This is a genomic window from Microbispora rosea (assembly GCF_044460045.1).
GTDB classification, from domain to species: Bacteria; Actinomycetota; Actinomycetes; order Streptosporangiales; family Streptosporangiaceae; genus Microbispora; species Microbispora rosea.
This window is the reverse complement of record NZ_JBITJO010000001.1, coordinates 766,787-790,086: the sequence shown is the minus strand read 5'-3', so window position 1 is coordinate 790,086 and position 23,300 is coordinate 766,787. Positions and strand designations below refer to the sequence as shown.

The window sequence follows — 23,300 nt, the reverse complement described above, 5'->3', positions numbered from 1 at the left end:
CTCAACCGGCTCCGCACCTGATCCGAGAAGCAGGAACCGCTCTACGATCCGGCCTGGAGGAGGCGCCGGCCCAGGGCTTCGGCGGCCTCCCGCAGTTCGCGCGACCCGACGATGCGGAAGGGCGCCCGGATCGCCGTGAGCTGCCGGACGTACCAGTCCGGTTCGTCCGTGCTGCCCACCAGGCGCGTGGTGGTCGCGTCGATCGGCTCGCGGCGGCCCAGGCTGCGCGGGACCCACTCGGCCACGGCCTCGGCGGGCGCGTCGACGACGACCTCCACCTGGTGCCGCCACCCCGCCGACAGATGGTCCTCCAGCATCTCCGCCGGGTCGAGATCGGGCGGAGGGACGGCCGGCACGTCGAGCGCCTCGACGCCCGCCACCTTGTCCACCCGCAGCACCCGGCGGGCGTTCCTCGTGTGCGACCAGCACAGCAGATACCACCGGCCCCGGCGTACGACGACGGCCCACGGGTCGACCTCCATGATCCGCTCGTCTCCGGGACGGATGCGATATCCGAGGCGCAGCCGGCGGCGCCCGGCGCAGGCCTGGACGAGGTCGGCGGTGGTCTCCGGGCTGGGCGTCCTGGCCCCGGGCTCGGGGTGTCTCGCGCTCAGGCTCCGTACGGCCGCGGCCGGACCGGCGACCGCCTCGGGAAGCACCCGCAGGATCTTGCCGAGCGCGCCGCCCACGGGATCGGCCGGGTCCGCCGCGTTGTCGGGGTGACCGTCGAGCACGGCCATCACCAGCCCGAGCGCCTCGGCCTGCGTGAACATCAGGGGCGGCAGCCGGAGCCCCCGGCCGATGCGGTAGCCCCCGTAGCGGCCGCGCTCGGACTCGATCGGGATACCGGCCTCGCGCAGGATGCCGACATAGCGCCGGGCGGCCCGCTCGGAGACGCCGAGCCGGCCGGCCAGCCGTTCCGCCGTGATGCCGGGGCTGCTCTGGATCAGTTCGAGGAGCAGGAGCGCCCGCGCGGTCGGGCTCTCGTCGTGCGTCATTCGGCAACCCGTCGCATTCCGGAAGTGGATCGTCCGGAATGCACCGTAGCCTGTGCCCCATGACCGAAAACGTCCTTTATGAGCCGCCGGTCGCCGGCGACGAGATCGACACCTTGCTGGGCTCCCTGGACCGCCAGCGCCGGATATTCGCGTGGAAGTGCGGCGGGCTCGACGCGGCCGGCCTGCGGGCGACCGTCGCCGCGTCGTCCATGACTCTGGGAGGGCTGCTCAAGCACCTGGCCCTGGTCGAGGACGACATGTTCTCCCAGAAGCTGCTGGGGCGACCGCCCGCGCCGCCGTGGGACACCGTGGACTTCGACGCCGACCCCGACTGGGAGTGGCGCACGGCCGCCGACGACAGTCCCGAGCAGTTGACGACGTTGTGGCAGGACGCGGTGGCCCGCTCCCGGGCCAACGTACGCCAGGCGCTGGCCGAGGGCGGCCTCGGGCGGCTCGCGGCGTACGCCAACTCACGCGGCGAGTCGCCCAGCCTCCGCCGCCTGCTGATCGACATGATCGAGGAGTACGCCCGCCACGCCGGGCACGCCGATCTCATCCGCGAAGCCGTGGACGGCCTGGTCGGAGAGGACCAGCCGGCGGGATGAGGCAGGACATCACCGAGCCGATTCCCGCCGATCGACTCGTCGTCGTCCCCGCCAACCGGGCGTCGTGGGACGACCTGCGGGCCGTCATCGGCACGACGGACTGCCATTGCCAGCGCTACAAGATCTTCACCTATCAATGGCGCTCGGTCTCCGACGCGGAGCGTGCCGCGCGCCTGCGTGAGCAGACCGGCTGCGGAACCCCCGGAGCCCGGTCGACCAGCGGCCTGGTGGCCTACCTGGACGGCGAGCCGGTCGGGTGGTGCGCGGTCGAGCCCCGGACGGCCTACCCGCAGCTGACCCGCACCCGCGTCCCCTGGAAGGGCCGGCAGGAGGACGAGACCGACGACAGCGTCTGGGCCGTGACCTGCTTCGTCACCCGCAAGGGCTTCCGCCGGCGCGGGGTGACCTACGCGCTCGCGCGCGCCACGATCGACTTCGCGCGCGAGCGGGGAGCCCGGGCGCTGGAGGCGTACCCCATGATCACCAGGCCGGGCGTCGAGATCACCTGGGGCGAGCTCCACGTCGGCAGCCGCGACGTCTTCCTCGACGCGGGGTTCACCGAGGTGAGCAGGCCGACCCTCAGGCGAGCAGTCGTACGGATCGACTTCTGACCGTCCCGCCGGAGGTCGGCCCGGTCAGTCGGCGATCGCGATGCGGAGGCGGCGGAAGCCGCGGCCCTTGCTCTCGATCTTGGCGACCTTGATCCTGCCGATCTGCTTGGTCGAGGCGACGTGTGTGCCCCCGTCGGCCTGGGTGTCCAGGCCCACGATGTCGACGATCCGCACCTCGGGGATGCCCTCCGGCACGAGGTTCGTCGCGGTGCGGATGATGTCGGGGATCGCGAAGGCCTCCGCACGAGGCAGCACCCGTACGTCGATCCGGCGGTCGGCGGCGATCTCGGCGTTGCACGCGTCCTCGATCGCCTCCTTGAAGCCGGGCGGCACCTCGGGAAGGTTGAAGTCCATCCGCGCGGTCATCGGCTCCATGTTGCCGCCCGTGACCAGGGCCCCGTAGTCGCGGAACACGACGCCGCACAGCACGTGCAGACCCGAATGCGTGCGCATGAGCGCGGAGCGCCGCTCGTCGGCGACCGCCGCCCGGACGACCGTGCCGGCGGGCGGGATCGGGTCGTCCTCCGCCGGGACGAGACAGAGGTCGTCTCCCTTGCGCACGCCCTCGATGCGTGTTTCGACACCCTGCCACAACAGCACGCCGTGGTCCGGCGGCTGGCCTCCGCCGCCCGGGTAGAAGGCCGATCGGTCCAGGACGATCCCGTCCGGCGTGGCCTCCAGCACGACGGCCTCGAAGGACCGCAGATCCTGGTCGGTCAGCTCCAGCCGCCTCGTCCGCCCATGAAGATCGAACGTCACCTCACCGAGTCTAGTCACGGCCGCCGGGCCGAGGCCCGTCCCAGGTGCGGGCGAACGCGGTAGCCGCGCGGCATTTCCCCGGCCCGGGGCTCGGCATCGCCTCGTCACTCAGGCGGCGGCAGGGCCGCGGACGATCAGGATCGGTAAAAGCGCCTTGACGGAGTGAGCGCTCACTTCGTACGGTCGGGGCATGACGCAACCCAAGCCGAACGACCCTGACGCGGCGGCCCCCTCCCCCCAGCCGACCCGTACGCCGAACGACCCTGACCCGGCGGCCCCCTCCCCGCAGCCGACCCGGCGCCGGGCCCCGAGCATGAGCCCCGAAGCACGCCGCGCCATGATCGTGCACGTGACCCTGCCGCTGGTGGCCGAGTACGGAGCCGCGGTGAAAACCAGCCAGATCGCCGCGGCGGCCGGGATCGGCGAAGCGACGATCTTCCGGGTGTTCAAGGACAAGGACGAGCTTCTCGAAGCCTGCATCGCCGAGGCGCTGCGGCCGGACAACGTGGTCGAGGCCATCCGCGCCATCCCGTTGGAGATCTCGCTGCACGACCGGCTGCACGAGGCCGCCGCCGCGATGGAGGCGCACATGGACAGAATGGGCCGCGTGCTCGGCGCGATGCACGCCTCCGGCTTCCGCAGCGGCCCCCGCAATCGAAGCGACGCGCCCGGCCAACCGCACCAGCGGGACGACGCGTCCGGCCAGCCGCGCGAGCGGGACGACGCGTCCGGCCAGCCGCGCGAGCGGGACGAGGCATCCGGGCAGCCGCGCGAGCGGGGCGGCCGGGTCGCCGGCATCGCCGCGACCAGGGCGGCGCTGGCCGAGCTGTTCGCCCCCGAGCAGCCCGCGTTGCGCCTGCCCGCCGACCAGCTCGCGGGCGTCCTGCTGGACCTGCTGTTCGCCCGGTCCCGCCGGCCCGATGCCGGCAGCGAACCGATCTGCGTGGCCTCGCTGATCGAACTGTTCCTGCACGGCGCGTTCGACCAGGCGAAACTACCCGCCGAGTTCCAGGGCGGTGCTTAGTGGACCATGGTGGGGGCGGCATCGAATCGGCGATGCGCCGCCTGCCACTCGGGCTGGACGACCCGACCAGCATCGCCGACAGCGGGCTGACCGGCCCCATCGACATTCCGGACCCCAAGCCGCGAAAACAGCCCAGGGACCTGAGGTCGCGGTGGCGGCGGATCCGGCAGACGGTCGCCGGCACCGTGCGCGGCCTGCCGCGCGTGGTCGGGCTGACGTGGCGGGCCAGTCCCGTGCTGACCGTGGTGATCGGCGTGGTCACCGTCGTCAGCGGCCTGCTGCCCACCGCCTCGGCGTACATGACGAAGCTGCTGATGGACTCGGTGGTCGAGGGCATCCAGGTGCACTCCCAGCACCGTCCTGACCTCGTCATGCTGACGGTGCCGCTGTTGCCCGGCATCGCCATGACGTCGTTCGGCAAGATCATCGCAGTGGCCGCGCTGCAGTTCCTCCTCTTCACGTTGACCACGGTCGTCACGTCGCTGACGAACATCGCGCAGCAGCTGCTGCAGGAGAAGATGGTGCTCACCATCCGGCACACCGTGATGGAGCACGCGAGCACCCTGCATCTCGCCTTCTTCGAAGGCTCCCAGTCCTACGACCTGCTGCGGCAGGCCGACCAGGAGGCGCCCAGCCGTCCGCTGTCGATGATGAACTCCGCGTTCGGCCTGGTGAAGACCGTGATCACGTTCTGCACGATGATCGCCATGCTGATCGCGATCAGCCCGCTGCTCGCGGTCGTGGCGCTCGTCACCCCGATCCCGGCGTTCGTCTCGCAGACCCGATACTCCGCCCGGAGCTTCGCGTTCAACTTCCTCGGCTCCCCCATCCGCCGCCGGATGGAGTATCTGGCGGGGCTCGTCACCACCGACACGTACGCCAAGGAGATCAAGCACTTCGGGCTCGGCTCCTACCTCGTCGACCGGTTCCGCCGGCTCGGCCAGGTCTACTACGAACGGCAGCGCAGGCTGATCGGCACGCGCAACGCGGCCGCCGCCGCCTGGAGCATGCTGACGACCCTCACCAGCTCCGGGATCTACCTCTACATCGCGCTGCAGGCCGTCTCCGGCCGGCTCACCCTGGGCGATCTTGCGCTCTACACCGGCGCCGCGGCCGCCGTGCAGAGCTCCGTCCAGGGCCTGTTCCTCGGGGTCAGCGGCATGTACGAGAACAACCTGTTCCTGGACCTGCTGTATCGCTTCCTCGGCACCCGCCCGGCGATCCGCAGGCCGGAGCGGCCCCGCCCGATGCCCGCGGACGTACGCGGTCACGTGCGGTTCGAGGAGGTCTCGTTCAGCTACTCCGGATCCGACGTCAAGGCACTCGACCGGGTCGGCTTCGAGATCCGTCCGGGCGAGACCGTCGCGGTGGTCGGCCGCAACGGCGCGGGCAAGTCCACGCTGATCAAGCTGCTCTGCCGGCTGTACGACCCGACAGAGGGCCGGATCCTGCTGGACGGCGTCGACATCAGGGAGTACGACCCGGAGGATTACCGGGCCAGGATCAGCGCGATGTTCCAGGACTTCGTGACCTATCAGGCCACCGCGAGCGAGAACATCGGCCTCGGCGACCTCCCTCGGCTCGAGGACAGGGAGGCGATCGCGGACTCAGCCGAGCGGGCCGGGATTGCAGAGCGCATCGAGCGGCTGCCCAGGGGCTTCGGCAGCCCGCTCGGCCGGTGGTTCGACCAGGGCGTCAGCCTGTCCGGCGGCGAATGGCAGAAGATCGCGCTGGCCAGGGCGTTCATGCGCAGGTCCGCGATCCTCGTGCTCGACGAGCCGACCTCCGCACTCGACGCGCAGGCCGAGCATGATCTGTTCACCCGGCTGCGCGCCCTGGCCGCGGGACAGACGACGCTCTACATCTCGCACCGCTTCTCCACCGTCCGCCAATCCGACCGGATCATGTTCCTGGAGGACGGCACACTCGTGGAGGACGGCACCCATACCGAACTGATGCGGCTCAAGGGCAGATACGCGGAGTTGTTCACCCTGCAGGCGTCGGCGTACCTCTGGGACGAGAAGGCCGCCGGGTGATCCCTCGCGTGATCACGCCCTCCCCGTTCGCAGGCCGCCTCACACCTGAAGCCCGAAAGTTTCGGAGAGACTCTGGGGCGTTTTAGGGCAGCCGGGAACTCACGACCACCTCTCCCGCCAGCGAGTCCGCGAGATCTGCGTACCCCCGGGCGCTTTTGACCCCTTGACGTACCACAATCGCGTTCCTATGGTCTGCATTACTTTCGTTACGTCACAGAAACTTTCGGGCGTACTCGCGTGAAGATGGAGTCATCGTGGTCAACAGAAGCCGGCGCCCACGCGGGCCACGTCTTCTCGCCGTTCCACTGGCCGCGATAGGTCTCCTGCTGGGCATGGCACACCCGGCCCTGGCGGACAACCCGACCCCCACGGTCGTCGACTCGACCCGTGGCGGCGGACTGTCGGTCGGCTTCACCTTCGACGACGGGCCGAACCCTCCCGACACTCTGCGCCTGCTCGACGTGCTGCGCGAGCACCACGCGAAGGCGGTCTTCTGCCTCTGGGGTGAGCATGTGCGGCAGCACCCGGAGGTCGTCCGGCGGATCGTCGCCGACGGGCACACGCTGTGCAATCACGGCATGCGCCACGACGACATGGCGGCCTGGCCGGCGGAGCGGGTCCGCGCCGACCTGCTGGAGACGAGCGCCGCCATCCGCGCGGCCGTGCCGGGAGCGCACATCCCGTACTTCCGGGCCCCGTACGGCAACTGGGGGCAGACGCCGACCGTCGCGGCCGATCTCGGCATGCAGGCGCTGGGCTGGCGTCTGGCCATCGGCGACTGGGATCCACCGGGGACCGCCGAACTGATCCGCCGCCTGAGAGAAGGGATCACGCCGGGGGCGGTGGTCCTGATGCACGACGGCGGCGGGGACCGGAGTCAGACCGTCGACGCCGTCGACACGGTCATCCCCGCGCTCCGGTCGGAGGGATGGCACCTGTCGCTGCCCGCCCGGCGGGGCTGACCTGACCGCAGTACCCATCAACCCCCCACTTTCACCCCCGAGGAGTTCGTGTGCTTCGTTCCGCACTGTCCATCGGCCTCGTGAGCGCCACGGTCCTGCTGAGCGGGGCGGCCCTCACCGGCTCGGCCTCGGCCGACCCCGGCGCCGCCCCCGCCCCTCATCCGCCCGGCCCCGGGCACTCCCAGCCCGTCCGCCCCCCTGCGGACTCGCTGCGCGCCCTCGGCGACCGGGTCGGCCTGCGCATCGGCACCGCCGTGAACACGGACGAGCTCGGCAGCAACGCCGACTACACCCGGATCACGGCCGAGCAGTTCTCCAGCGTCACCCCGGAGAACGTGATGAAGTGGCAGCTCGTGGAGCCCACCCGCGGCACGTACGACTGGGCCGCGGCCGACCGGCTGGTCTCCTTCGCGAAGGAGAACAAGCAACTGGTCCGCGGCCACACGCTGGTGTGGCACAGCCAGCTGCCGACCTGGCTCTCCTCCGACGGCTACACCACCACGCTGTCGAACGACGAGCTGAAGGCCCTGCTCAAGAAGCACATCCAGGACCAGGTGAAGCACTTCAAGGGCGACATCTGGCAGTGGGACGTGGTCAACGAGGCGTTCGACGACGACGGGAAGCCGCGCGAGACCGTCTGGTACAAGGCGTGGGGCGGCCTCGGCTACATCGCCGACGCCTTCCGCTGGGCGCACGAGGCCGACCCCAAGGCCCTGCTCTTCTACAACGACTACAACCTCGAGTTCACCGGGCCGAAGAGCAACGCGGTGTACGACTTCGTCAAGACCCTGAAGGCCCAGCGCGTGCCCATCGACGGCGTCGGCTTCCAGGGCCACCTGGACACCCAGTACGGCTTCCCGGACCTGCAGAACAACCTGCAGCGCTTCGCGGACCTCGGCCTGAAGGTGGCTGAGACCGAGGTGGACGTCCGCACGTTCACCGAGGCCGCGCCGAACGTGAACACCCCGACCAGCCCGCTGGCCTCCTACGCCCAGGAGAGCTACTGGTCCCGCGCCCTGAAGGCCTGCCTGGCGGTGCGCGAGTGCATCTCGTTCACCCCCTGGGGCTTCGGCGACACCTACTCCTGGATCCCCGGCTGGTTCAACAACCCGCAGGAGGGCGCCGCCCTGCTGTATGACGCGGACCTGAAGCCCAAGTCGCAGTACTACGTGATCCAGCAGGACCTCGCCCTGGCCGCGGGCGCTCCGCGTCGCGCCGACGGGGGCCCGGGCCGCCACTGACCGTTCCTCGGCGACGGGCACGGGGCGCGCTCACGAGGCCGCCCCGTGCGCCGTACCCCGCCGTACGACGCGTGGCGGCACTCTCTCAGGGGATGTGCCGCCAGGCGTGCGACCGCCGGGATGACCAGACCCGCCTGCGACACCTCACCCGCACGTGCACGCCGCGGCCCGGCATCTGCTGCGCGCCGCCCGGTGAGCGGGTGAGTGAACGAAACAAGCGCTGAGCAGCCGGCCGAGACTCAGGAGGCGCCGGTTCCCGTTTCCTCGGTCGGCGGCAGGTGAATCACCAGGGAGTGCGCCGGGCTGTCCACGACGCTCGCGACGACGAGACGGAAGGCGCGTCGGCCGAGGCCGGGAACGTCGAGCGTCCGCGTCCGCTGGTGCTGCCCCCGCACGTGCTGCTCGTGCCACCAGCCGCGGAAGTCGGCGCTGGCGCTCTTCAGGTCGCCCACCAGCTCCTGCATCCTCCGGTCCGCCGTCCTGGTGGCGTACGCCAGCCGCAGCCTCGCGATGACGTCGAGCGTGTCGTCGGCCCAGTTCACCAGTCGCTTCCTGGCCTCGGGCTCGGTGAGCATCCACCACAGGATGTTCCTGCGCGGCCGGGGCAGCGCGCCGAAGTCGGTGTACCAGTCGGCGGCGGCGCGGTTCCAGGCCACCACGTCGCCGTACCGGTTGCCGGCGTACAGCGGAAAAGGGCCGTGGCCCGCCACCTCCACCACCTGGGAGACCAGCTTCTCCGCCGACACGTCCAACCCGTACGGGGCCTCGGCCGGCCCCTGGCCGAACGCGAGCCGGTGGATGTAGGCGCGCTCGTCCTCGCTCAGGCCGAGGACGCGGGCCAGGCTGTCGAGGACCTGCGGGGAGGGGTGGATGTCGCGGGCCTGCTCCAGGTAGGTGTACCAGGTGGGGCTGAGCCCCGCGAGAACGGCCACCTCCTCCCGGCGCAGGCCCTTCGTACGCCGGTGGACTCCGGTGGGGAGCCCCGCCTCCTGGGGGCTTATGCGCGCGCGACGGCTACGCAGAAACTGAGCGAGCTCCTGTCTGTTCTCGCTCCTGTCGGACACGGCATCCCCTAACGCCTGCGGTGACAAGGCCAGGGCCGGTCAGCGTGAATCGGCTTGATCTCATTGTCGTGGAGTTGTATCGCCCGATGAAGATGCTTGCCCCGAGCGAAATATCGGCGATCAGTCCGGTGGCGTCACCGGGCGTGGAACCGTCCGGTCCACCAGCGGTTCGGCATGGTCACCACGGACGCCAGCGCCGCGAGTGCGATGAGGTAGACGAGACTCGCCGCGAACGCTCTGCCGTAGCCGGCGGGGGAGACGCTCGCGCCGTCGAGGGTGCCGAAGAAGACGATCCCGATGATCGCGACTCCGAGGGCCCCGGCCATCTGCTGGACCGTGGACAGCACGCCCGAGGCCGACCCGGCGTACTCCGGCTCCACGCCGAGCAGCACCTGGGACAGCAGTGGGGCGCCGACCATGCCGATCCCGGCGCCGGCCACAGCCGTCAGCACCTCGTACAGCGGCAGGTTCACCCCGGCGCCGGCGTCGCGGGTGATCAGTGCGAGGCAGACCTCCCCCGCGACGATCAGGATCGCGCCGGCGGTGAGCGTGCGGCGACCGAGCCTGCGGATGAACTTCGCCGCGTTCATGGATGTGGCGAAGAACGCCACACCCATGGGCAGGAAGACCATCCCCGCCCTGAGCGGGGAGTAGCGCAGACCGTCCTGCACGTACAGCGCGATCACGAGCATGAACGAGGCCATGCCGCCATAGACGGCGAGCACGGTGGCCAGACCGGTCACGAACGACCGGGAACGGAACAGGGACGGCTCGACCAGAGGTGTGCCGCCCGCCCGGGACAGGCGCACCTGCTGCCACGTGAACAGCGCGAACACCACGACGCTCGCCGCCAGGGAGACGAATGTCCAGGCGGGCCAGCCCTCCTGCCGGCCCTCCACCAAGGGCACGAGCAGCAGCAGGACGGCGGGGAACACGATTGTCACGCCGGCCAGGTCGAGACCGCGCGCGCTCGCGGACCGCGACTCGGGGACCAGGCGCGGCAGCAGGAGCAGCGTGACCAGGCCGATGGGCAGGTTCACCAGGAAGCAGGCCCGCCAGCCCAGCCCGAGCACGTCCGAGGCGATCAGCAGGCCGCCGATCACCTGCCCGCCGACGGTGGCGAGACCGAGGGCGGCGCCATATCCGGCGAACGCTCGCGGCCGGTCGTCACCGGTGTACGTGACGTTGATGATGGACAGGACCTGCGGGAACATGAGCGCGGCCGCCATGCCCTGCAGAGCCCGGGAGATCACCAGCATCTCCGGGCCCACCGCCAGGCCGCACAGGGCCGAGGCCACGGTGAACGCCGTGAGACCGATGGCGAACACCGAACGCCTGCCGTACAGGTCGCCGAGGCGCCCGCCGGTGATCAGGCCCGAGGCGTACGCGACGCCGTAGCCCGCGACGACGAACTGGACCTGCGCGTCGCTGGCGTTCAACTCCGCCTGGGCCGACGGAATGGCGACGTTCACGATGAAGAAATCAAGAATCGTCATGAACGTGCCGACGAGAATGACGGGAAGCGCGAACCAGCGGGTGCGGTCGCGCGCTTCCCCGATGCTCGCTGGGACGGATCCGGTGACGCTGCTCATGCCGTCACCTCACAGCGGTGCACGGCGTTCGCCGGAGGCGCACTTTCGACCGCCTTGCGAAACGCGCAGTGCAGGATGATTCGCTCGCTTCGCTTGCTCATCTTCCTCTCCTGGGGCGTGTGAACGGGAGATTCCGATGAAGCTTCTCCGGCGGCGGCCGCGTGCTCCAGAATCGACCTGTGCTGGTATCGCGAGTACCAGCGTCAGCCGCGGTCGCGGCTGGGGCGACGCCGAGCCCTTCGGCGTGACCGAGCGGGCCGGGCCCGGAGCGGACGTCCTGCTCGCGGCCGGCCCCACGCGTCCCGCTCCGGCGGCGTCAGGCCCGTCTCAGTGGACGGATTGCCCGGGCTCGACGACGCTGTCCGCTCGGGCCGGCAGGAGCACGGCGGTGACGACCACGGCCAGAGACAGCACGGCGCCGATGACGAAGGCCAGCCGCATGCCGTCGAGGTTGGCGAGCGCCTCCGTGACTCCCGCGGATCTCAGGGCATCGGCTCGCGCGCTCATCACGGTGATCACGAGCGCGGTGCCGAAGGCCGCGGCGACCTGCTGCAGGGTGTTCAGGATCGAACTGCCGTGGGAGTAGAGCTGCGGGGGCACCGCTCCTAGCCCGAGGGTGAACACCGGGGTGAAGGTCGCGGCCAGGCTCACCATCAACAGCGCGTGCAGCCCCAGGAGCTGCCAGAACGGCATGGTCATGGTGACCTGCGTGAGGCCGGCGAGCGCGAGCGCGATTCCGATCGCGCCGGGGATGACCAGAACCCGGCCCCCGAACCGGTCGAACAGGCGGCCGACGGCGGGACCGAGCAGCCCCATCGCGAGACCGCCCGGCATCACGAGGAGTCCGGTCTCCAGGGGAGTGAGCTCGCGGACGTTCTGCAGATACAGCGGCAGCAGGATCATCGAACCGAGCATCGCCATGAAGGCCACCGACATCAGGATGAGCGCGACCGTGTAGGTGCGGTGGCGGAGGGTGCGCAGGTCCATCAGCGGCACACCGCGCTTCTGCAACGACAGCTGGCGGACGACGAAGACGGCGATGGCGGCCAGGCCCCCTGCCACGATCGCGGCGGCCACGCGGACGTCGCCGCCCTCGAACCGGCTGAGTCCGTAGACCAGGCCGCCGAAACCGGCGGCGGAGGTCACCACGCTCAACCAGTCGATCGCACTGACCTGGGTCTCTCCGACGTTCTCGAGCTGCTTCAGGCCGCGCCAGGCGATTATCGCGGCGATGGGGAGCACCACGGCGAACAGCAACCGCCAGGAACCGAGCTGAAGGATCACGCCCGAGACCGTCGGGCCCATCGCGGGCGCGACCGAGATGGCCAGGCTGACGTTGCCCATCACGCGGCCCCGCTCCGACTCGGGCACCACCTGCATCAACGTGGTCATCAGCAGCGGCATCATCACGGCCGTCCCGGAGGCCTGGACGATGCGGGCGCCCAGCAGCACCTCGAACGACGGCGCGACGGCGGCCAACGCCGTGCCGAGCAGGAACAGACCCATCGCGGTGGCGTACGCGCGGCGGGTGGACACCCTTTGCAGGAACCATCCGGTGATCGGGATCACCGCGGCCATGGTCAGCATGAAGGCGGTCGAGAGCCACTGCGCGGTCTGCTCGGTGATGTGCAGAGCGCCCATCAGCCGCGGGATCGCGTTGATCATGATGGTCTCGTTGAGTACGACCACGAACGTGGCGAGCACCAGCAGCCGGATCACGGCCGGGGTGCGCCTCGGCACCGCGGTCGCGGGTTCGGCGGGGGAATCAACCTGTGCGATGGACACGGCACCTCGATCAGGGGTTGTCGGGGAACGACGTGGTCGCTGCTGGCGTCCCAGCCTGGGCTTCCACAACGATTTGCGGTTCATGGCAAGCCTGACAGGCGCCACCGACAAAACTCATCGCCCACGCCCGAGCCCCACGCCCACGCGCCATCACCGACCGCGGAGCGTGGGGCCCACGAGACCGGTCCCCCGGCCCCACGGGTGTTCGAGAGCGCAGCCGCGCCGGCTCTGAACGCGTGCCGGCCGGCGAAAAGAGGACGGTCGTCCCGCGAATGTCCCGCCGTGGATCGGCCCACCCGGGTCTCCCGGCGGCCCGTCATGGATCCGTAAGCATTCGCGAGGCCGGGCGGCGGTACGGTCGCGACTGTGCTTCCGAATGTCCTTTCCGGCGCGGATCGCGATTCGCCGCCATTCCGGAGAAAGAGGCCGGACGATGGTGCGTGATTCTGTCACGAGGGAACGGGTCGAAACACTTCTGCGGGGTGTGCCGGGCCGTTTCGGCAGCGTGCTGTATTCCGAGCGGGTGGCCGCCCGGCTCGGCCTGTGGCTCGGGATCAGCTTCACCGTGGCCTTCGCCACCGGCCTGTTCAGCCACTTCATGCAGCATCCACCCGGCCGCCTGGCGTGGCCGTCCCGGCCGGTCGGGCTTTATCGGATCACGCAGGGACTCCACGTCATCGGCGGGCTGGCGACGATTCCGCTACTTCTCGCGAAACTCTGGACCGTTTATCCGAAGCTGTGGCAGTGGCCGCCGTTCCGGTCGCTCTCCCATGCCGTGGAACGCGGGCTCGTGCTCGTTCTCGTCGGCGCTTCGCTGTTTCAGTCGATCACTGGACTGCTGAACATCTCGTACGTTTACCTGTGGCCGTTCTCTTTCCCCGCCGCGCATTACTGGACGGCCTATCTCCTCTATGGGGCTCTGATCATTCATGTGGTCAACGAATGGGCGAAGGTGCGCAGGCAGCTGTGGACACGGGAGCAGGTCGAACCCCGGGAGGTGGTGACGGCCCGGCGTCGCTTCCTCGGCACCGTGGCCGCCGCGTCGGGCCTCACCGTCCTGTTCACGGTGGGCGAGACGTACGCGCCGCTTTCCGGGCTCGCCCTGCTGGCGCCGCGCGAACCGCACACCGGCCCGCAGGGCCTGCCGGTCAACAAGTCCGCCGCGGCGGCGGGAGTGACCACCGTGATCCACGATCCGGGATACCGGCTCACCGTGACCGGCGCGGTGCACACGCCGCTGTCCCTGACGTACGACGACCTGCTGCGGCTCCCCCAGCACACCGTCCGGCTGCCGATCGCCTGCGTGGAGGGCTGGAGCGCCGAGGCCGAATGGTCGGGGATCCGGTTGCGTGATCTCGCCGCCCTGGCGGGCGTCGCCCCGGACGCCGTGCTCACGGTCGAGTCGCTGGAGAGAGGCGGGGGATACCGGTCGAGCGAGGTGCGCCCACCGCACTGGAACGACCCGCTGACGCTGCTGGCGCTGCGGATCGGCGGCGCGCCGCTCGCGCCCGACCACGGTTTCCCCGTACGGCTGATCGCGCCGAACAGGCCGGGAGTGCTGCAGACCAAGTGGGTGTCGAAGGTGGTGGCCGCGTGAAGAACGGCGTGAACGCACCGCGCCTGCTGGGATACGGGCTCGGCGGCGCACTGGTCGTGACCGGGTTCGCCGGCCTGGTCGTGGACGCCCACCTCACCGATCCGCTCGGCTGGGCCCTGTGGTTCGGCGGCCTGATCGTGGCGCACGACGGGGTGCTCGTGCCGCTGGTCCTGCTGACCGGCGTGGCCGTCGGCAGGATGCGCTCGCCGTCGCCGGTGCGGGCCGGGCTGACCGTCGCGGCCATGCTGTCCCTCCTCGCCCTGCCGATGGTCACGGGTCTCGGCCGCCGGGCCGACAACCCCTCACTTCTGCCGCTGGACTACGGGCGCAACCTGCTCGTCGTCCTGGGCCTGGTCGCCCTCGGGACGGCCCTGGCCGCGATCGCCGTACGGCTGCAGGCCAGGCGCCGGCGTGGATAGACGCCCGCTCAGCCGGTGGTTGGTCTCGGTCACCGCGTCGACGAGGTCCCGGTAGGGCTCGTCCCACGGGTCCTTCAGCCCGAATCCGCGGTGGGGGTTCTCGAGCCAGCTGCACCAGTGCCAGCCCAGGCACCACGGGCGGGCGGCGAACGCCTCGGCCGCCGCCGTGTAACCCGCTCCGCGTTCCCGCTGGTCCCGGCAGGAGCCCGTACGGCCCGGGCTCATCGTCGTCGGGCACCAGTTGCCGGTGTCGGCGATCAGGACGGGCCGGGTGGTGCGTTCGTGCCATCGGTCGATGCGGTCGAGCGCCGCGTCCAGGTGGCCGGGCCCGGGAGGGGGGAACGCCTGCACCGACAGCACGTCGACGTACGGCGCCATGGCGTCGAGCACCGGCTCGGGCACCCCGGCTCGGGTGCCGTAACGGTCGCCGAGGATCAGGTGGTGGGGGTCGTGACGCCGGATCGCCTCGGTGGCGACGCGATAGTAGGCCTCCGCGATCGCGGGGAGCTCGTCGGCCGGGTAGCCGCCGCCCGCAGGGTGCGGGCCCCAGCAGGGCACGTCGACGAGGAAGTAGCCGAGCAGATTCGGGTCGTCCGGGCGGCACAGCGTCCTGGCCAGATGATCGCACCACTCCGCGAAGGCCGGCGCGCGGGGATCGCGGTAGGCCGGCGACCCGTTCCACAGCTCGATCTCGGCCACCCGCAGCGACAGCGTGTACGGCAGGCCCGCCCCGGCGAGCTCGTCGGGCGGCAGGCCGTCCGAGTGTCCGAGGTCGACGGCGCCGCCCTCCGTGGCGAGGCCGGAGCCGCTGACGTACTCCGAGGTCCAGCCGATCGTGTTGAACCCCCACGACCTCATCTCGGGCACCAGTCCCTCACGCAGCCAGCGCCGGCGTGATCCCCTGTACCGGGTCCGGTAGATCCCGATGTTGTGCGGATACCGCAGGTTGGTGTCGTCCGCGTGGACGACCCCGATGGACAGGAACGGGGTCCCGTCGGGCGTACGCATCGACCATCGGTCACGGCGTTCCACGGTGAAGCCGCTTACGACGGTGGTGGCGGGGTTTCCGCTCACAGCGCGCTCCTCTTCACGAGTCTCTTCTGCGAGACGAGATGCCTCGTCTCGCATCAACCGTACACGAGACGAGATGTCTCGTCTCTTCCTCGGCTACAGTGTGCCCATGCCCGCCGATCCCGCCCGCCGCAGCCAGGAGTCCTGGCGGGCGATCCTCGACGCCGCGTACGCGCTGTTCGTGGAGAACGGCTACCAGTCGGTCACCATGGGCGGCATCGCCGCCAGGGCGGGGGTGGGGCGGCAGACGCTCTACCGCTGGTGGCCCTCCAAGGGGGCGGTCGTCTTCGAGGCGTTCCTCGACAAGGTGAGCATCGGCCCCTTCCCCGCCGGCGGCGACTTCGCCGCGATCCTGCGCGCCTACGCGCACGGATTCCTCACCCTGTACGTGGACGGGGCCGGGGGAAGCCGGCTACGCGAACTGATCGGCGCCGCGCAGACCGACCCCGACCTGGCCCGTGCCATGGCGGAGCAGTGGTTCGAGCCCCGGCGGGCACCCGTACGGCAGGCGCTGCGCGAGGCGCAGCGGGCCGGGGCCGTCCGCGCCGACGTCGATCCGGACACGGCTCTCGACCTCGTCTTCGCGCCGCTGCACTATCGCCTGCTGGTGTCGGGCCAGCCCCTGGACGCCGCGTACGCCGACACCGTGGTCGACCTCTGTCTCCACGCGTTGCGCAGTTAGCCGCGCGCTAGCCCAAGGTGCCGGACACCGCGGCCAGCAGACCTTCGAAGTCCTCGTTGCAGGGACCGCAGGCGCGCAGATGCGCGGCGATCCCCGGATATCGCCGCTGTGCGGCATCCGGGTGCTGGGTCACGAGTTCGACGTACACGTGGAGCAGGTCGATCGCCTTCTCGCAGCCCACGTCGCGCGGGTCCGTGCGCAGGAACCGGTCGAGCTCGTCCCAGCCGTTCATGACCGCCTCGAAGTGCCGATGTCCAGATAACCCCGGGCGACGAGCGCGGCGCGCAGCTTCCGCCTGGCGTCGAACATCGTCTTGTAAACGGCGTTGCGGTTCGTGCCCAGCTCGACGGCCAGAGCGTCCGGCGGGACGCCCTTGAGCACGATCGCGACGAAGATCTGGCGCTGCCGTTCGGTGAGTTCCTCGTCCACGGCACGGCGCAGCGCGGCGACCAGATCCCGCCACTCGAGGCGTTCCGCCGGGTCGAACCCGAACCTGCCCGGCAGGCGCTCCCAGTCCTCGCCCTCCAGCGGCACCCCCGGATCACGCCAGAAGTGGCGCCCGAGCTTGACCGACACCTCCAGCACGGCGAACTTGTAGGCCCAGGTGGTGAACCGGCTCTCCCCGCGGAACTGGCCAAGCTTGGCGATCAGGGCAAGCAGGGCGTCGGCCGCGGCCTGGTGAGCCACGTCGTCCAACTCGGGTCCGGACAGGCGCAGTCGCGGGGCACGCCTGCGCACCTCGTTGCCCGCCACGCGCAGCAGGATCGCGTGCAGCCGTTCCACGGCCGCCTCCCGCTCCGCTCGGGCGCCGCCGAGCGTACGCAGCCACTCGGCCGACTCCGCATCGACCGAGGCGAGGGTGGAGGTGGCCTGGTTCTCCCCGAGGCCGGGATCCGCCGCCATACGTCCGATGCTATTTGACCGCCCCCGGAAGGTAAGACCTCGGCCGACGGTGACGCGAAGACAGTGACAAACCCGATTTCCGAGACGACAGGGACATCGACATGACACTGCTCCAGCCCGGCGACCGCTTTCCCGATCTGGCCGTCGACCTTCCCGGCGGGGAGACCCTGCACCTGCCCGGCGCGCTCGCCGGAAGCTTCGGCGTCGTGCTCTTCTATCGGGGTTCGTGGTGCCCCTACTGCAAGGCGCAGCTGCGCGCCTTCCAGCGGTCGCTGGACACCCTCAGCGGTGTGGAAGCCAAGGTGGTGGCCCTGTCGGTGGACGACGAGGCCACCACGGAGGAGCTGGCCACCACGCTCCGGCTGGACTTCCCGGTCGGTCACAGCGCCGACCCCGACCTGCTGGCCCGCGCGACCGGCGCCTTCGTCAACGACGACCCCAGGTATGTCCAGTCGACCGGCTTCGTGCTCGACCCCGAAGGCCGGGTCGTCGTCAGCGTCTACTCCAGCGGCGCGATCGGCCGTCTCGTCCCCGACGACGTCGTCGGCCTGATCCGCTACATCAAGGAGCACTCGCCCGCCGCCTGAACCCGCCATAACAGGCGACGGGCGAGATGACACGGGCAGGCCAGCCCGCCACCGGCCTGCCCGTCCCGGTCCCCGCTGCTCGGCCGGGTCCCCGGCGGCCCCGGGACGGCTCCCTCAGCTGATCGTGATGTTCGAGATGTCGACGGTGATGGGAGCCCAGGAGAGGTCCGGCGTGCCGTCCTCGTTGCGCCGGTGGATGTGCCGCTTGACCGGGACGGGAATGCCGTCCACCACCTCATGCGCCCGGATGTAGTGCGCCACCTCGGTCCGGCCGTTCACGTCGGGCTGGTAGTCCATCCGTCGCAACAGCCCGGAGTCGTCGTAGTAGTACAGCTGGGTCGCGTTGTGCGTGTGGATCGACGGCGGATAGGTGACGCTCAGCACCCGCCACTTCTCGCCGGCTTCGGTCCACGGCTCCACCTCGTGCGCCTCGACCCCGGGCCAGGTGAAGACGTACGGCTCGACGAGGTAATGCCAGACGGCATAGCCGCGGAAGTACGCGATCTGGCCCAGGTTCCACGGCGTGTCCTGCCTGTAGCCGTCGAAGGTGGACCGCGGCTCGGACAGATCGGCCAGCACCTCGCCGTCCGGCCCGGTGACGGTCACCCGGTCCGACTCGCCGTCGTACACGACCGTACGGCCGGTCGCGGGCCGGCGATGGACGACGCGCTCCTTCTGGAGGCTCACCTCCACGACGTCGTCGCCGGCGAAGTCGGCATGACCCTTGAACTCCCAGAAGGGACCGCCGGCGGTGATGCGGGCGGTGAGGGTCGACAGGTTCTTCCAGCGTTCGAGTCCACCGTGGGCCTCCATGACGCGGGCGAGCAGTGCGTCCATCCTTACTCCTAACGTCGCACCTATTGCTCCTAAATTAGGATCGATCGGTCCTGAAGTAAATTCGACCTGTGTCACAGCGAAGTTATGGAGACGGATGCGGCACCGCCCTCGCGCTCGACGTCGTCGGCGAGCGATGGGCCCTGCACGTCGTGCGGGAGCTGGTCTTCGGCCCGAAGAGGTTTCGCGACCTGCGCAACGCCCTCCCCAACGCCAGCCAGAACGTGCTCAGCCAGCGCCTGCGCGAGCTGGAGGACGAAGGGGTGGTCCGCCGGGTGGAGCTCGGGCCGCCGGTCAGCGCCCGGGCCTACGAGCTGACCGACAGCGGCCGGGCCCTCGAACCGGTGCTGATCGAACTGTCCCGCTGGGGTGCGCGCCGGGCGACACTGGACGGCGCCGAGATGAGCACCGACGCGTTCATGCTGCTTCTCAAGGTCTTCTACCGGCCGCCCGCCCCGGAGACCCCGGCGCTGGCGGTCCGGCTGGTCGTGGGCGTCGACGCGTTCGAGGTCACCGCCACGCCGTCCGGGGTGACCGTGGTCCGCGGCGGACAGGCGGAGGTGCATGCGACGGTGCGCGCCGATGTCCGTACGCTGCGGGCCCTGATCTTCACCGGCCTCACGGTGGCCGCGGCGGCCGACGCCGGCGACGTGCAGTTGAGCGGTGACGCGGACGCGGCCCAGCGGTTCTTCCGGCTTTTCGACAAGGAACGCTGACCGGGGGACGTCCGATCCTCACGGGTGGACGCGGCGGCCGGAGCCGGCCGACCAGGGCCTATGGTTCATCCATCACGCGCCGGCCGGAGTCAGGAGCCGGACCGGGGAGGCGGTCTCCGTGGCCGTGCCGTGGGCGGTGGCGGTGACCCGGTGGACAGCGGCGCCGGGCACCCGTGAGACGGCCTCGGTGAGGACTCCGTCCGTGAAGAGGGCGGCCGCGCCGTCGTCGAGGGCCCAGCCGCCGGGCAGGGTGCCGTCGGCCACCGCGCTCAGGAAGGCGGGCCGCCGCTCGGCCTCCGCGTCGTAGTGGGGGCAGAAGCTTCCGTCGATCAGTCCCAGACCGTCCAGGAGAGGGCTCATCGGGCCGAACGAGTCGGTGAGGCAGGCGTCGAACCAGCAGGCCGCGCCCGCGCTGATTCCGCAGAGCAGCACTCCGGCCTCGTACGCCTCGCGCAGAACCTCGTCCAATCCATGTAGGCGCCAGACCGCGATCAGGTTGGCGGTGTTGCCTCCCCCGACGTACACCACATCCTGCGACAGGATCAAGGCGCGCAGGTCGCGGTGCTCGCGGCGGAACAGTGAGAGGTGGGTGGGCACGCAGTCCAGGGAGGAGAAGGCGGCGTAAAAGCGGTCGACGTATCCCGCCGAGTCTCCGCTGGCCGTCGGAACGAAGCAGACCTTCGGGCGCTCCTTTCCCGTTGTCGCGAGGACGAAGTCGTCCAGCAGAGTGTCGGGGTCGTCGGAGAAGCCGCCGCCGAGCAGGGCGATTCTTCGGGTGTGAGTCATGGGGCGTACTCCTTGTGCTCATGAAAGCTGACCGACCGGTGTAGCAACCTACGCACCTGCGGCGGGTCCGCCGAGTCGAGGGGCCCGGCAGAGAGGCGGTATTTCGATTGACACCGGCGCGAGCCGGTGTGGAGGGTGGCGGGGTGTCCGATGATCTGCCGGTAGAGGTGCGCGCGGCTTTCGGAGTCGCATCCGGCCCCGCGCGGCTGTTGCCCGGCGGGGCCGGCACCTGCTGGCAGGCGGGCGAACTGGTGCTCAAGCCCGCCCCGCGGCCGGCGGTGGCGTCGTGGCTCGCCGAGGTGTTCGCCGATCTGCAGGGTCCGGGTTTCCGGGTGCCCCTGCCCGTGCGCGCGGCCGACGGCTCGTGGGTCGCCGGCGGGTGGGCGGCGTGGACCACTGTCGAGGGCGAGCCGGACCCCGTGGCCCGGTGGCCGGAGCTCGTCGCGGCCGGCCGGGCTTTCCACGCGGCCCTCGCCGGGGTCCCTGCACCGGGCTGGCTGGGACGCGGCAGAAACCGCTGGGCGGTGGCCGAACGAGTGGCATGGGACCAGGCCGAGGTCGAGCTGGCGCCGGAACTGTCGGATCTGGTGGAGGGCCTGCGGGCCGCCACTCGGCCGGTACGGCTGCCCAGCCAGCTCGTGCACTGTGACATCGCGGGCAACGTGTTGTTCGCGGCTGGGCAGCCGCCGGCGGTCATCGACTTCTCACCGAGCTGGCGGCCGGCGGGCTACGCCTTGGCGGTCGCTGCCGTGGACCTGCTGGCCTGGTCCGCCGCACCACCGAGCATCCTCGACGAACTGGCCGGCGAGGACGACATCGACCAGTTGTTGCTGCGCGCCCTGATATGGCGCCTGGTCACCGAGTCGCTCGGCCGTCCAGACCCAGGCAGCAGGCAGGCGGTCCGCCGCGCCAACGAACCGGTGGTCGAACTGCTGCTGTCGCGCGTGTCCGGCCGGCCCGTGACCACCGGGCAGGCAACCGACGCCGGCATCGCCACCTCGGCCGGCCGCGCGCTCGGCTGCGAGATCACGAACCTGCGACCGGTCACGGGCGGGCACAGCAGGTCCGTGGCGCGAATCGCCGACCGTGCCGGTGGCGGTTCCGTGTTCGTCAAGGCCGCCGCGCCTGCCGACCGCGCCGAGCTCGGTGTCGAGCAAGCGGTGTACGAGGCACTGGGCGACCGCCCATTCCTGCCGCGGCTGCTGGCGAGCACGCGTGAGCCGATACCGATGCTCGTACTGGAAATGCTGGAGCAGGACCACTGGGTCCGCCATTGGACCGCACCCCTGGTCACAGCCACCAGGAAGCTGCTCCACGAGGTGCACACGCTGCCCGCACCGTCCGGTGTGCCAGTGTTGCGGGAGGCGTCCAACCCCTGGGAAGCCATCGCCGCCGACCCGGCCCGCCTGCTGCGCATGAGCGTATGTTCGCGCCGGTGGCTGGCCGAACACCTGGACACGCTCCATGCCGCGGCCGCCGAGGCACCCATCGAGGGGGGCAGCCTGATCCACCGTGACGTACGCGCGGCGAACCTCTGGTGCCACGACGGCCGCCTGGTACTGGCCGACTGGGCGTCGGCGGCGATCGGCGACCCCTGGCTCGACCACCACCTCTGGCTCGTCGCCCTACACGCCGAAGGCGGCCCCGCACCGGACACCGGCCAGGGACCGCATGCCACAGGCCACGCCGCGCTGATCGCCGGGCAACAGCCCCTGCTCACCCCGGCGCGCGACGCCAATCCGGCCCTGTTCGAGCAACGCCGGCGCCGCCTCACCGCCGCCCTGTCCTGGGCCGCCCGCCTCGTGCATCTCCCACCCCCGCAGCCACCCACCTGACACCCGACGCCAAGGCGGTCTTCAACAACTCCCCCGGAAAGGGAGCCGTAACGGCCGACAAGGCCGATCTCAACGGCCTGAACAGCAGGGGAGGGGTGCGGACGACGCATAGATCGGCCTTCCCAATACGACACCCTCATGAGCAGGACACGCACGGCTCTATCGATCGGCGAGGGGTGGAGGCTTTTTCTCCTTGCTGACCGTTTCCTCGTCGTCGTCCTGGCGCTGAATTCCACCCGGGCAGGTGCGGACATTCTTGGACCCGGCCGAAGATGACCGGCCGCGTCCAGCTGTACTGGATCGTGCCGCTGCGGGGCCTACGCCGTGGTGACCCGTGCGCTCTGTGACGGGATGATCTGGACCCGGCAACCGGGCACGCCAAGGTCGCGCAGACGGTTCTCCAGCTCGGCGGCCGGATCGTCATCGACGCCCTGAAGCCCAAGGCCGGGCACCCTATGGCGTCCCTGGACGCGGAGACTGGAAAGCTACTTCAAGGCACCCGCAGCGCCCAGCGGCGCGAGCGGTTCGACCACACCCCTGCCGCCATCGGCCGATCATGGCCCGGCTCGTGGCCCGGTGACCGGAGCGGTGTTCCGGCGACTGGGCCAGCTCATGATGGTGCTGCATTCCCCGTGGCTGCGTCCGCCTGCGCCACCGAGAGTCTCGTCCTGATTCATTTCTTCAGCTTTGTTCTCTCGGTGCCGCATAACTAATACAGGGATAGCCCTCTATCGGGGCCTTTCGTGGACCCGTATGTTCTACGTAGTAGTCATACCAAGGAGGACCTACCGTGGATATTGCGGCGATGGCATTGGCCGCCACCGCGGGTCAGGCGCTCGTTCAGGCTATGGTCACCGACGGGTGGGCGGGTGTGCGGGCAAAGGTGGCTCGGCTGCTCAGCCGTGGCAACCAGGACCAGGAGCAGCGTGAGCTAGACGAACTCGACGAGGCGGCGGGGGCGGTCCGCGCTGAGGCGATTCCAGCGTCGGTCGTGGCCGGACACCTTCAGGGTCGGATTCAGGCGCTACTGGAGAACTACCCGGAAAGCGTGGCCGAAATCGAGGCACTCGTGGCCGGACTCGGAGACACGGGCTCGATAAACATACACGTCGGCGGCAACGTTTCGGGCCAGATCATCGCGGGGTCGAACAATAACGCGACATTTCGGGTGATACATAAGCCTTGATCGAGAG

The 23,300-nt window shown here is 70.3% G+C and carries 23 protein-coding genes; 13 read left to right on the top strand and 10 right to left on the bottom strand.

Going from position 1 to position 23,300, the window contains the following annotated elements; genetic code table 11:
• Window positions 1–41 precede the first annotated feature (41 nt).
• Window positions 42–998, bottom strand: a complete 957-nt coding sequence (locus ACIBK1_RS03785; protein WP_396732063.1) for a helix-turn-helix transcriptional regulator — start codon at window positions 996–998, stop codon at window positions 42–44.
• A gap of 59 nt (window positions 999–1,057) precedes the next feature.
• Between ACIBK1_RS03785 and ACIBK1_RS03780 the strand changes: the two genes are divergently transcribed.
• Window positions 1,058–1,603 (top strand): DinB family protein, encoded by a 546-nt coding sequence (locus ACIBK1_RS03780; RefSeq protein ID WP_363421807.1) that lies wholly within the window; start codon window positions 1,058–1,060, stop codon window positions 1,601–1,603.
• The gene (locus ACIBK1_RS03775; RefSeq protein WP_396732060.1) at window positions 1,600–2,214 is read left to right on the top strand and encodes a GNAT family N-acetyltransferase; all 615 of its coding nucleotides are present in this window, start codon (window positions 1,600–1,602) and stop codon (window positions 2,212–2,214) included. The genes ACIBK1_RS03780 and ACIBK1_RS03775 overlap by 4 nt, the downstream gene beginning before the upstream one ends.
• Window positions 2,215–2,238: 24 nt before the next feature.
• Here the strand turns inward: ACIBK1_RS03775 and ACIBK1_RS03770 are convergent, their stop codons facing one another.
• Complete coding sequence (locus ACIBK1_RS03770; protein ID WP_357316557.1) at window positions 2,239–2,973, bottom strand: alanyl-tRNA editing protein; 735 nt, start codon at window positions 2,971–2,973, stop codon at window positions 2,239–2,241.
• 190 nt (window positions 2,974–3,163) lie between these two features.
• Here ACIBK1_RS03770 and ACIBK1_RS03765 point away from each other — a divergent pair, with 190 nt between their 5' ends.
• The 4 genes from ACIBK1_RS03765 (at window position 3,164) to ACIBK1_RS03750 (ending at window position 8,236) form a co-directional block, all read left to right on the top strand.
• Entirely contained in the window at window positions 3,164–3,997 is an 834-nt protein-coding gene (locus ACIBK1_RS03765) for a TetR family transcriptional regulator (protein ID WP_396732057.1), read from the top strand.
• A gap of 32 nt (window positions 3,998–4,029) precedes the next feature.
• Window positions 4,030–6,033 (top strand): ABC transporter ATP-binding protein, encoded by a 2,004-nt coding sequence (locus tag ACIBK1_RS03760; protein ID WP_396732054.1) that lies wholly within the window; start codon window positions 4,030–4,032, stop codon window positions 6,031–6,033.
• Between the two features lie 332 nt (window positions 6,034–6,365).
• Window positions 6,366–6,995 carry a polysaccharide deacetylase family protein gene (locus ACIBK1_RS03755; protein WP_396732051.1) on the top strand — a complete coding sequence of 210 codons (630 nt, stop codon included), beginning with the start codon at window positions 6,366–6,368 and terminating at the stop codon, window positions 6,993–6,995.
• Between the two features lie 50 nt (window positions 6,996–7,045).
• Window positions 7,046–8,236: an endo-1,4-beta-xylanase gene (locus ACIBK1_RS03750; RefSeq protein ID WP_036408340.1), complete on the top strand. Its 1,191-nt coding sequence runs from the start codon at window positions 7,046–7,048 to the stop codon at window positions 8,234–8,236.
• Window positions 8,237–8,475: 239 nt separating this feature from the next.
• Here the strand turns inward: ACIBK1_RS03750 and ACIBK1_RS03745 are convergent, their stop codons facing one another.
• The 3 genes from ACIBK1_RS03745 to ACIBK1_RS03735 all read right to left on the bottom strand — a co-directional run bounded on the left by ACIBK1_RS03745 (window position 8,476) and on the right by ACIBK1_RS03735 (window position 12,677).
• The gene (locus ACIBK1_RS03745) at window positions 8,476–9,300 is read right to left on the bottom strand and encodes a helix-turn-helix transcriptional regulator (protein WP_396732048.1); all 825 of its coding nucleotides are present in this window, start codon (window positions 9,298–9,300) and stop codon (window positions 8,476–8,478) included.
• Between the two features lie 134 nt (window positions 9,301–9,434).
• Window positions 9,435–10,892 (bottom strand): MFS transporter, encoded by a 1,458-nt coding sequence (locus tag ACIBK1_RS03740; protein ID WP_051762361.1) that lies wholly within the window; start codon window positions 10,890–10,892, stop codon window positions 9,435–9,437.
• Window positions 10,893–11,219: 327 nt separating this feature from the next.
• A complete protein-coding gene (locus tag ACIBK1_RS03735) occupies window positions 11,220–12,677 on the bottom strand; it encodes an MDR family MFS transporter (protein WP_231514100.1) in 1,458 nt (485 codons plus the stop codon).
• A 484-nt stretch (window positions 12,678–13,161) separates the two neighbouring features.
• Here ACIBK1_RS03735 and ACIBK1_RS03730 point away from each other — a divergent pair, with 484 nt between their 5' ends.
• Both ACIBK1_RS03730 and ACIBK1_RS03725 read left to right on the top strand, forming a co-directional pair.
• Window positions 13,162–14,274 (top strand): molybdopterin-dependent oxidoreductase, encoded by a 1,113-nt coding sequence (locus ACIBK1_RS03730; protein WP_030510978.1) that lies wholly within the window; start codon window positions 13,162–13,164, stop codon window positions 14,272–14,274.
• A complete protein-coding gene (locus ACIBK1_RS03725) occupies window positions 14,271–14,693 on the top strand; it encodes a hypothetical protein (RefSeq protein ID WP_081903886.1) in 423 nt (140 codons plus the stop codon). The genes ACIBK1_RS03730 and ACIBK1_RS03725 overlap by 4 nt, the downstream gene beginning before the upstream one ends.
• Here ACIBK1_RS03725 and ACIBK1_RS03720 read toward each other — a convergent pair.
• Window positions 14,577–15,767, bottom strand: a complete 1,191-nt coding sequence (locus ACIBK1_RS03720; protein WP_396732042.1) for a hypothetical protein — start codon at window positions 15,765–15,767, stop codon at window positions 14,577–14,579. The genes ACIBK1_RS03725 and ACIBK1_RS03720 overlap by 117 nt on opposite strands.
• 106 nt (window positions 15,768–15,873) lie before the next feature.
• On the opposite strand from ACIBK1_RS03720, the gene ACIBK1_RS03715 reads away from it, so the two are divergent.
• Window positions 15,874–16,446, top strand: a complete 573-nt coding sequence (locus ACIBK1_RS03715) for a TetR/AcrR family transcriptional regulator (RefSeq protein WP_396732039.1) — start codon at window positions 15,874–15,876, stop codon at window positions 16,444–16,446.
• A gap of 7 nt (window positions 16,447–16,453) precedes the next feature.
• Here ACIBK1_RS03715 and ACIBK1_RS03710 read toward each other — a convergent pair whose 3' ends face one another.
• Window positions 16,454–16,678, bottom strand: a complete 225-nt coding sequence (locus tag ACIBK1_RS03710; RefSeq protein WP_396723555.1) for a hypothetical protein — start codon at window positions 16,676–16,678, stop codon at window positions 16,454–16,456.
• Window positions 16,675–17,349, bottom strand: coding sequence for an RNA polymerase sigma factor (locus tag ACIBK1_RS03705; RefSeq protein WP_357312679.1), 675 nt, complete (start codon window positions 17,347–17,349; stop codon window positions 16,675–16,677). Before ACIBK1_RS03705 ends, ACIBK1_RS03710 begins: the two co-directional genes overlap by 4 nt.
• Window positions 17,350–17,450: 101 nt before the next feature.
• Here ACIBK1_RS03705 and ACIBK1_RS03700 point away from each other — a divergent pair, with 101 nt between their 5' ends.
• Window positions 17,451–17,936 carry a peroxiredoxin family protein gene (locus ACIBK1_RS03700; protein WP_030510984.1) on the top strand — a complete coding sequence of 162 codons (486 nt, stop codon included), beginning with the start codon at window positions 17,451–17,453 and terminating at the stop codon, window positions 17,934–17,936.
• Between the two features lie 114 nt (window positions 17,937–18,050).
• On the opposite strand, the gene ACIBK1_RS03695 is transcribed toward ACIBK1_RS03700, so the two are convergent.
• On the bottom strand, window positions 18,051–18,773 hold the full coding sequence (locus tag ACIBK1_RS03695) for a hypothetical protein (RefSeq protein WP_396732035.1): 723 nt from the start codon (window positions 18,771–18,773) through the stop codon (window positions 18,051–18,053).
• 68 nt (window positions 18,774–18,841) lie between these two features.
• On the opposite strand from ACIBK1_RS03695, the gene ACIBK1_RS03690 reads away from it, so the two are divergent.
• On the top strand, window positions 18,842–19,486 hold the full coding sequence (locus ACIBK1_RS03690) for a winged helix-turn-helix transcriptional regulator (protein ID WP_030510986.1): 645 nt from the start codon (window positions 18,842–18,844) through the stop codon (window positions 19,484–19,486).
• 72 nt (window positions 19,487–19,558) lie between these two features.
• On the opposite strand, the gene ACIBK1_RS03685 is transcribed toward ACIBK1_RS03690, so the two are convergent.
• Window positions 19,559–20,272: a Type 1 glutamine amidotransferase-like domain-containing protein gene (locus ACIBK1_RS03685; protein ID WP_396732031.1), complete on the bottom strand. Its 714-nt coding sequence runs from the start codon at window positions 20,270–20,272 to the stop codon at window positions 19,559–19,561.
• A gap of 143 nt (window positions 20,273–20,415) precedes the next feature.
• Here ACIBK1_RS03685 and ACIBK1_RS03680 point away from each other — a divergent pair, with 143 nt between their 5' ends.
• Both ACIBK1_RS03680 and ACIBK1_RS03675 read left to right on the top strand, forming a co-directional pair.
• Complete coding sequence (locus ACIBK1_RS03680) at window positions 20,416–22,107, top strand: hypothetical protein (RefSeq protein ID WP_396732028.1); 1,692 nt, start codon at window positions 20,416–20,418, stop codon at window positions 22,105–22,107.
• 790 nt (window positions 22,108–22,897) lie between these two features.
• Window positions 22,898–23,293: a hypothetical protein gene (locus tag ACIBK1_RS03675; RefSeq protein ID WP_036408343.1), complete on the top strand. Its 396-nt coding sequence runs from the start codon at window positions 22,898–22,900 to the stop codon at window positions 23,291–23,293.
• The last annotated feature ends 7 nt before the right edge of the window (window positions 23,294–23,300 follow it).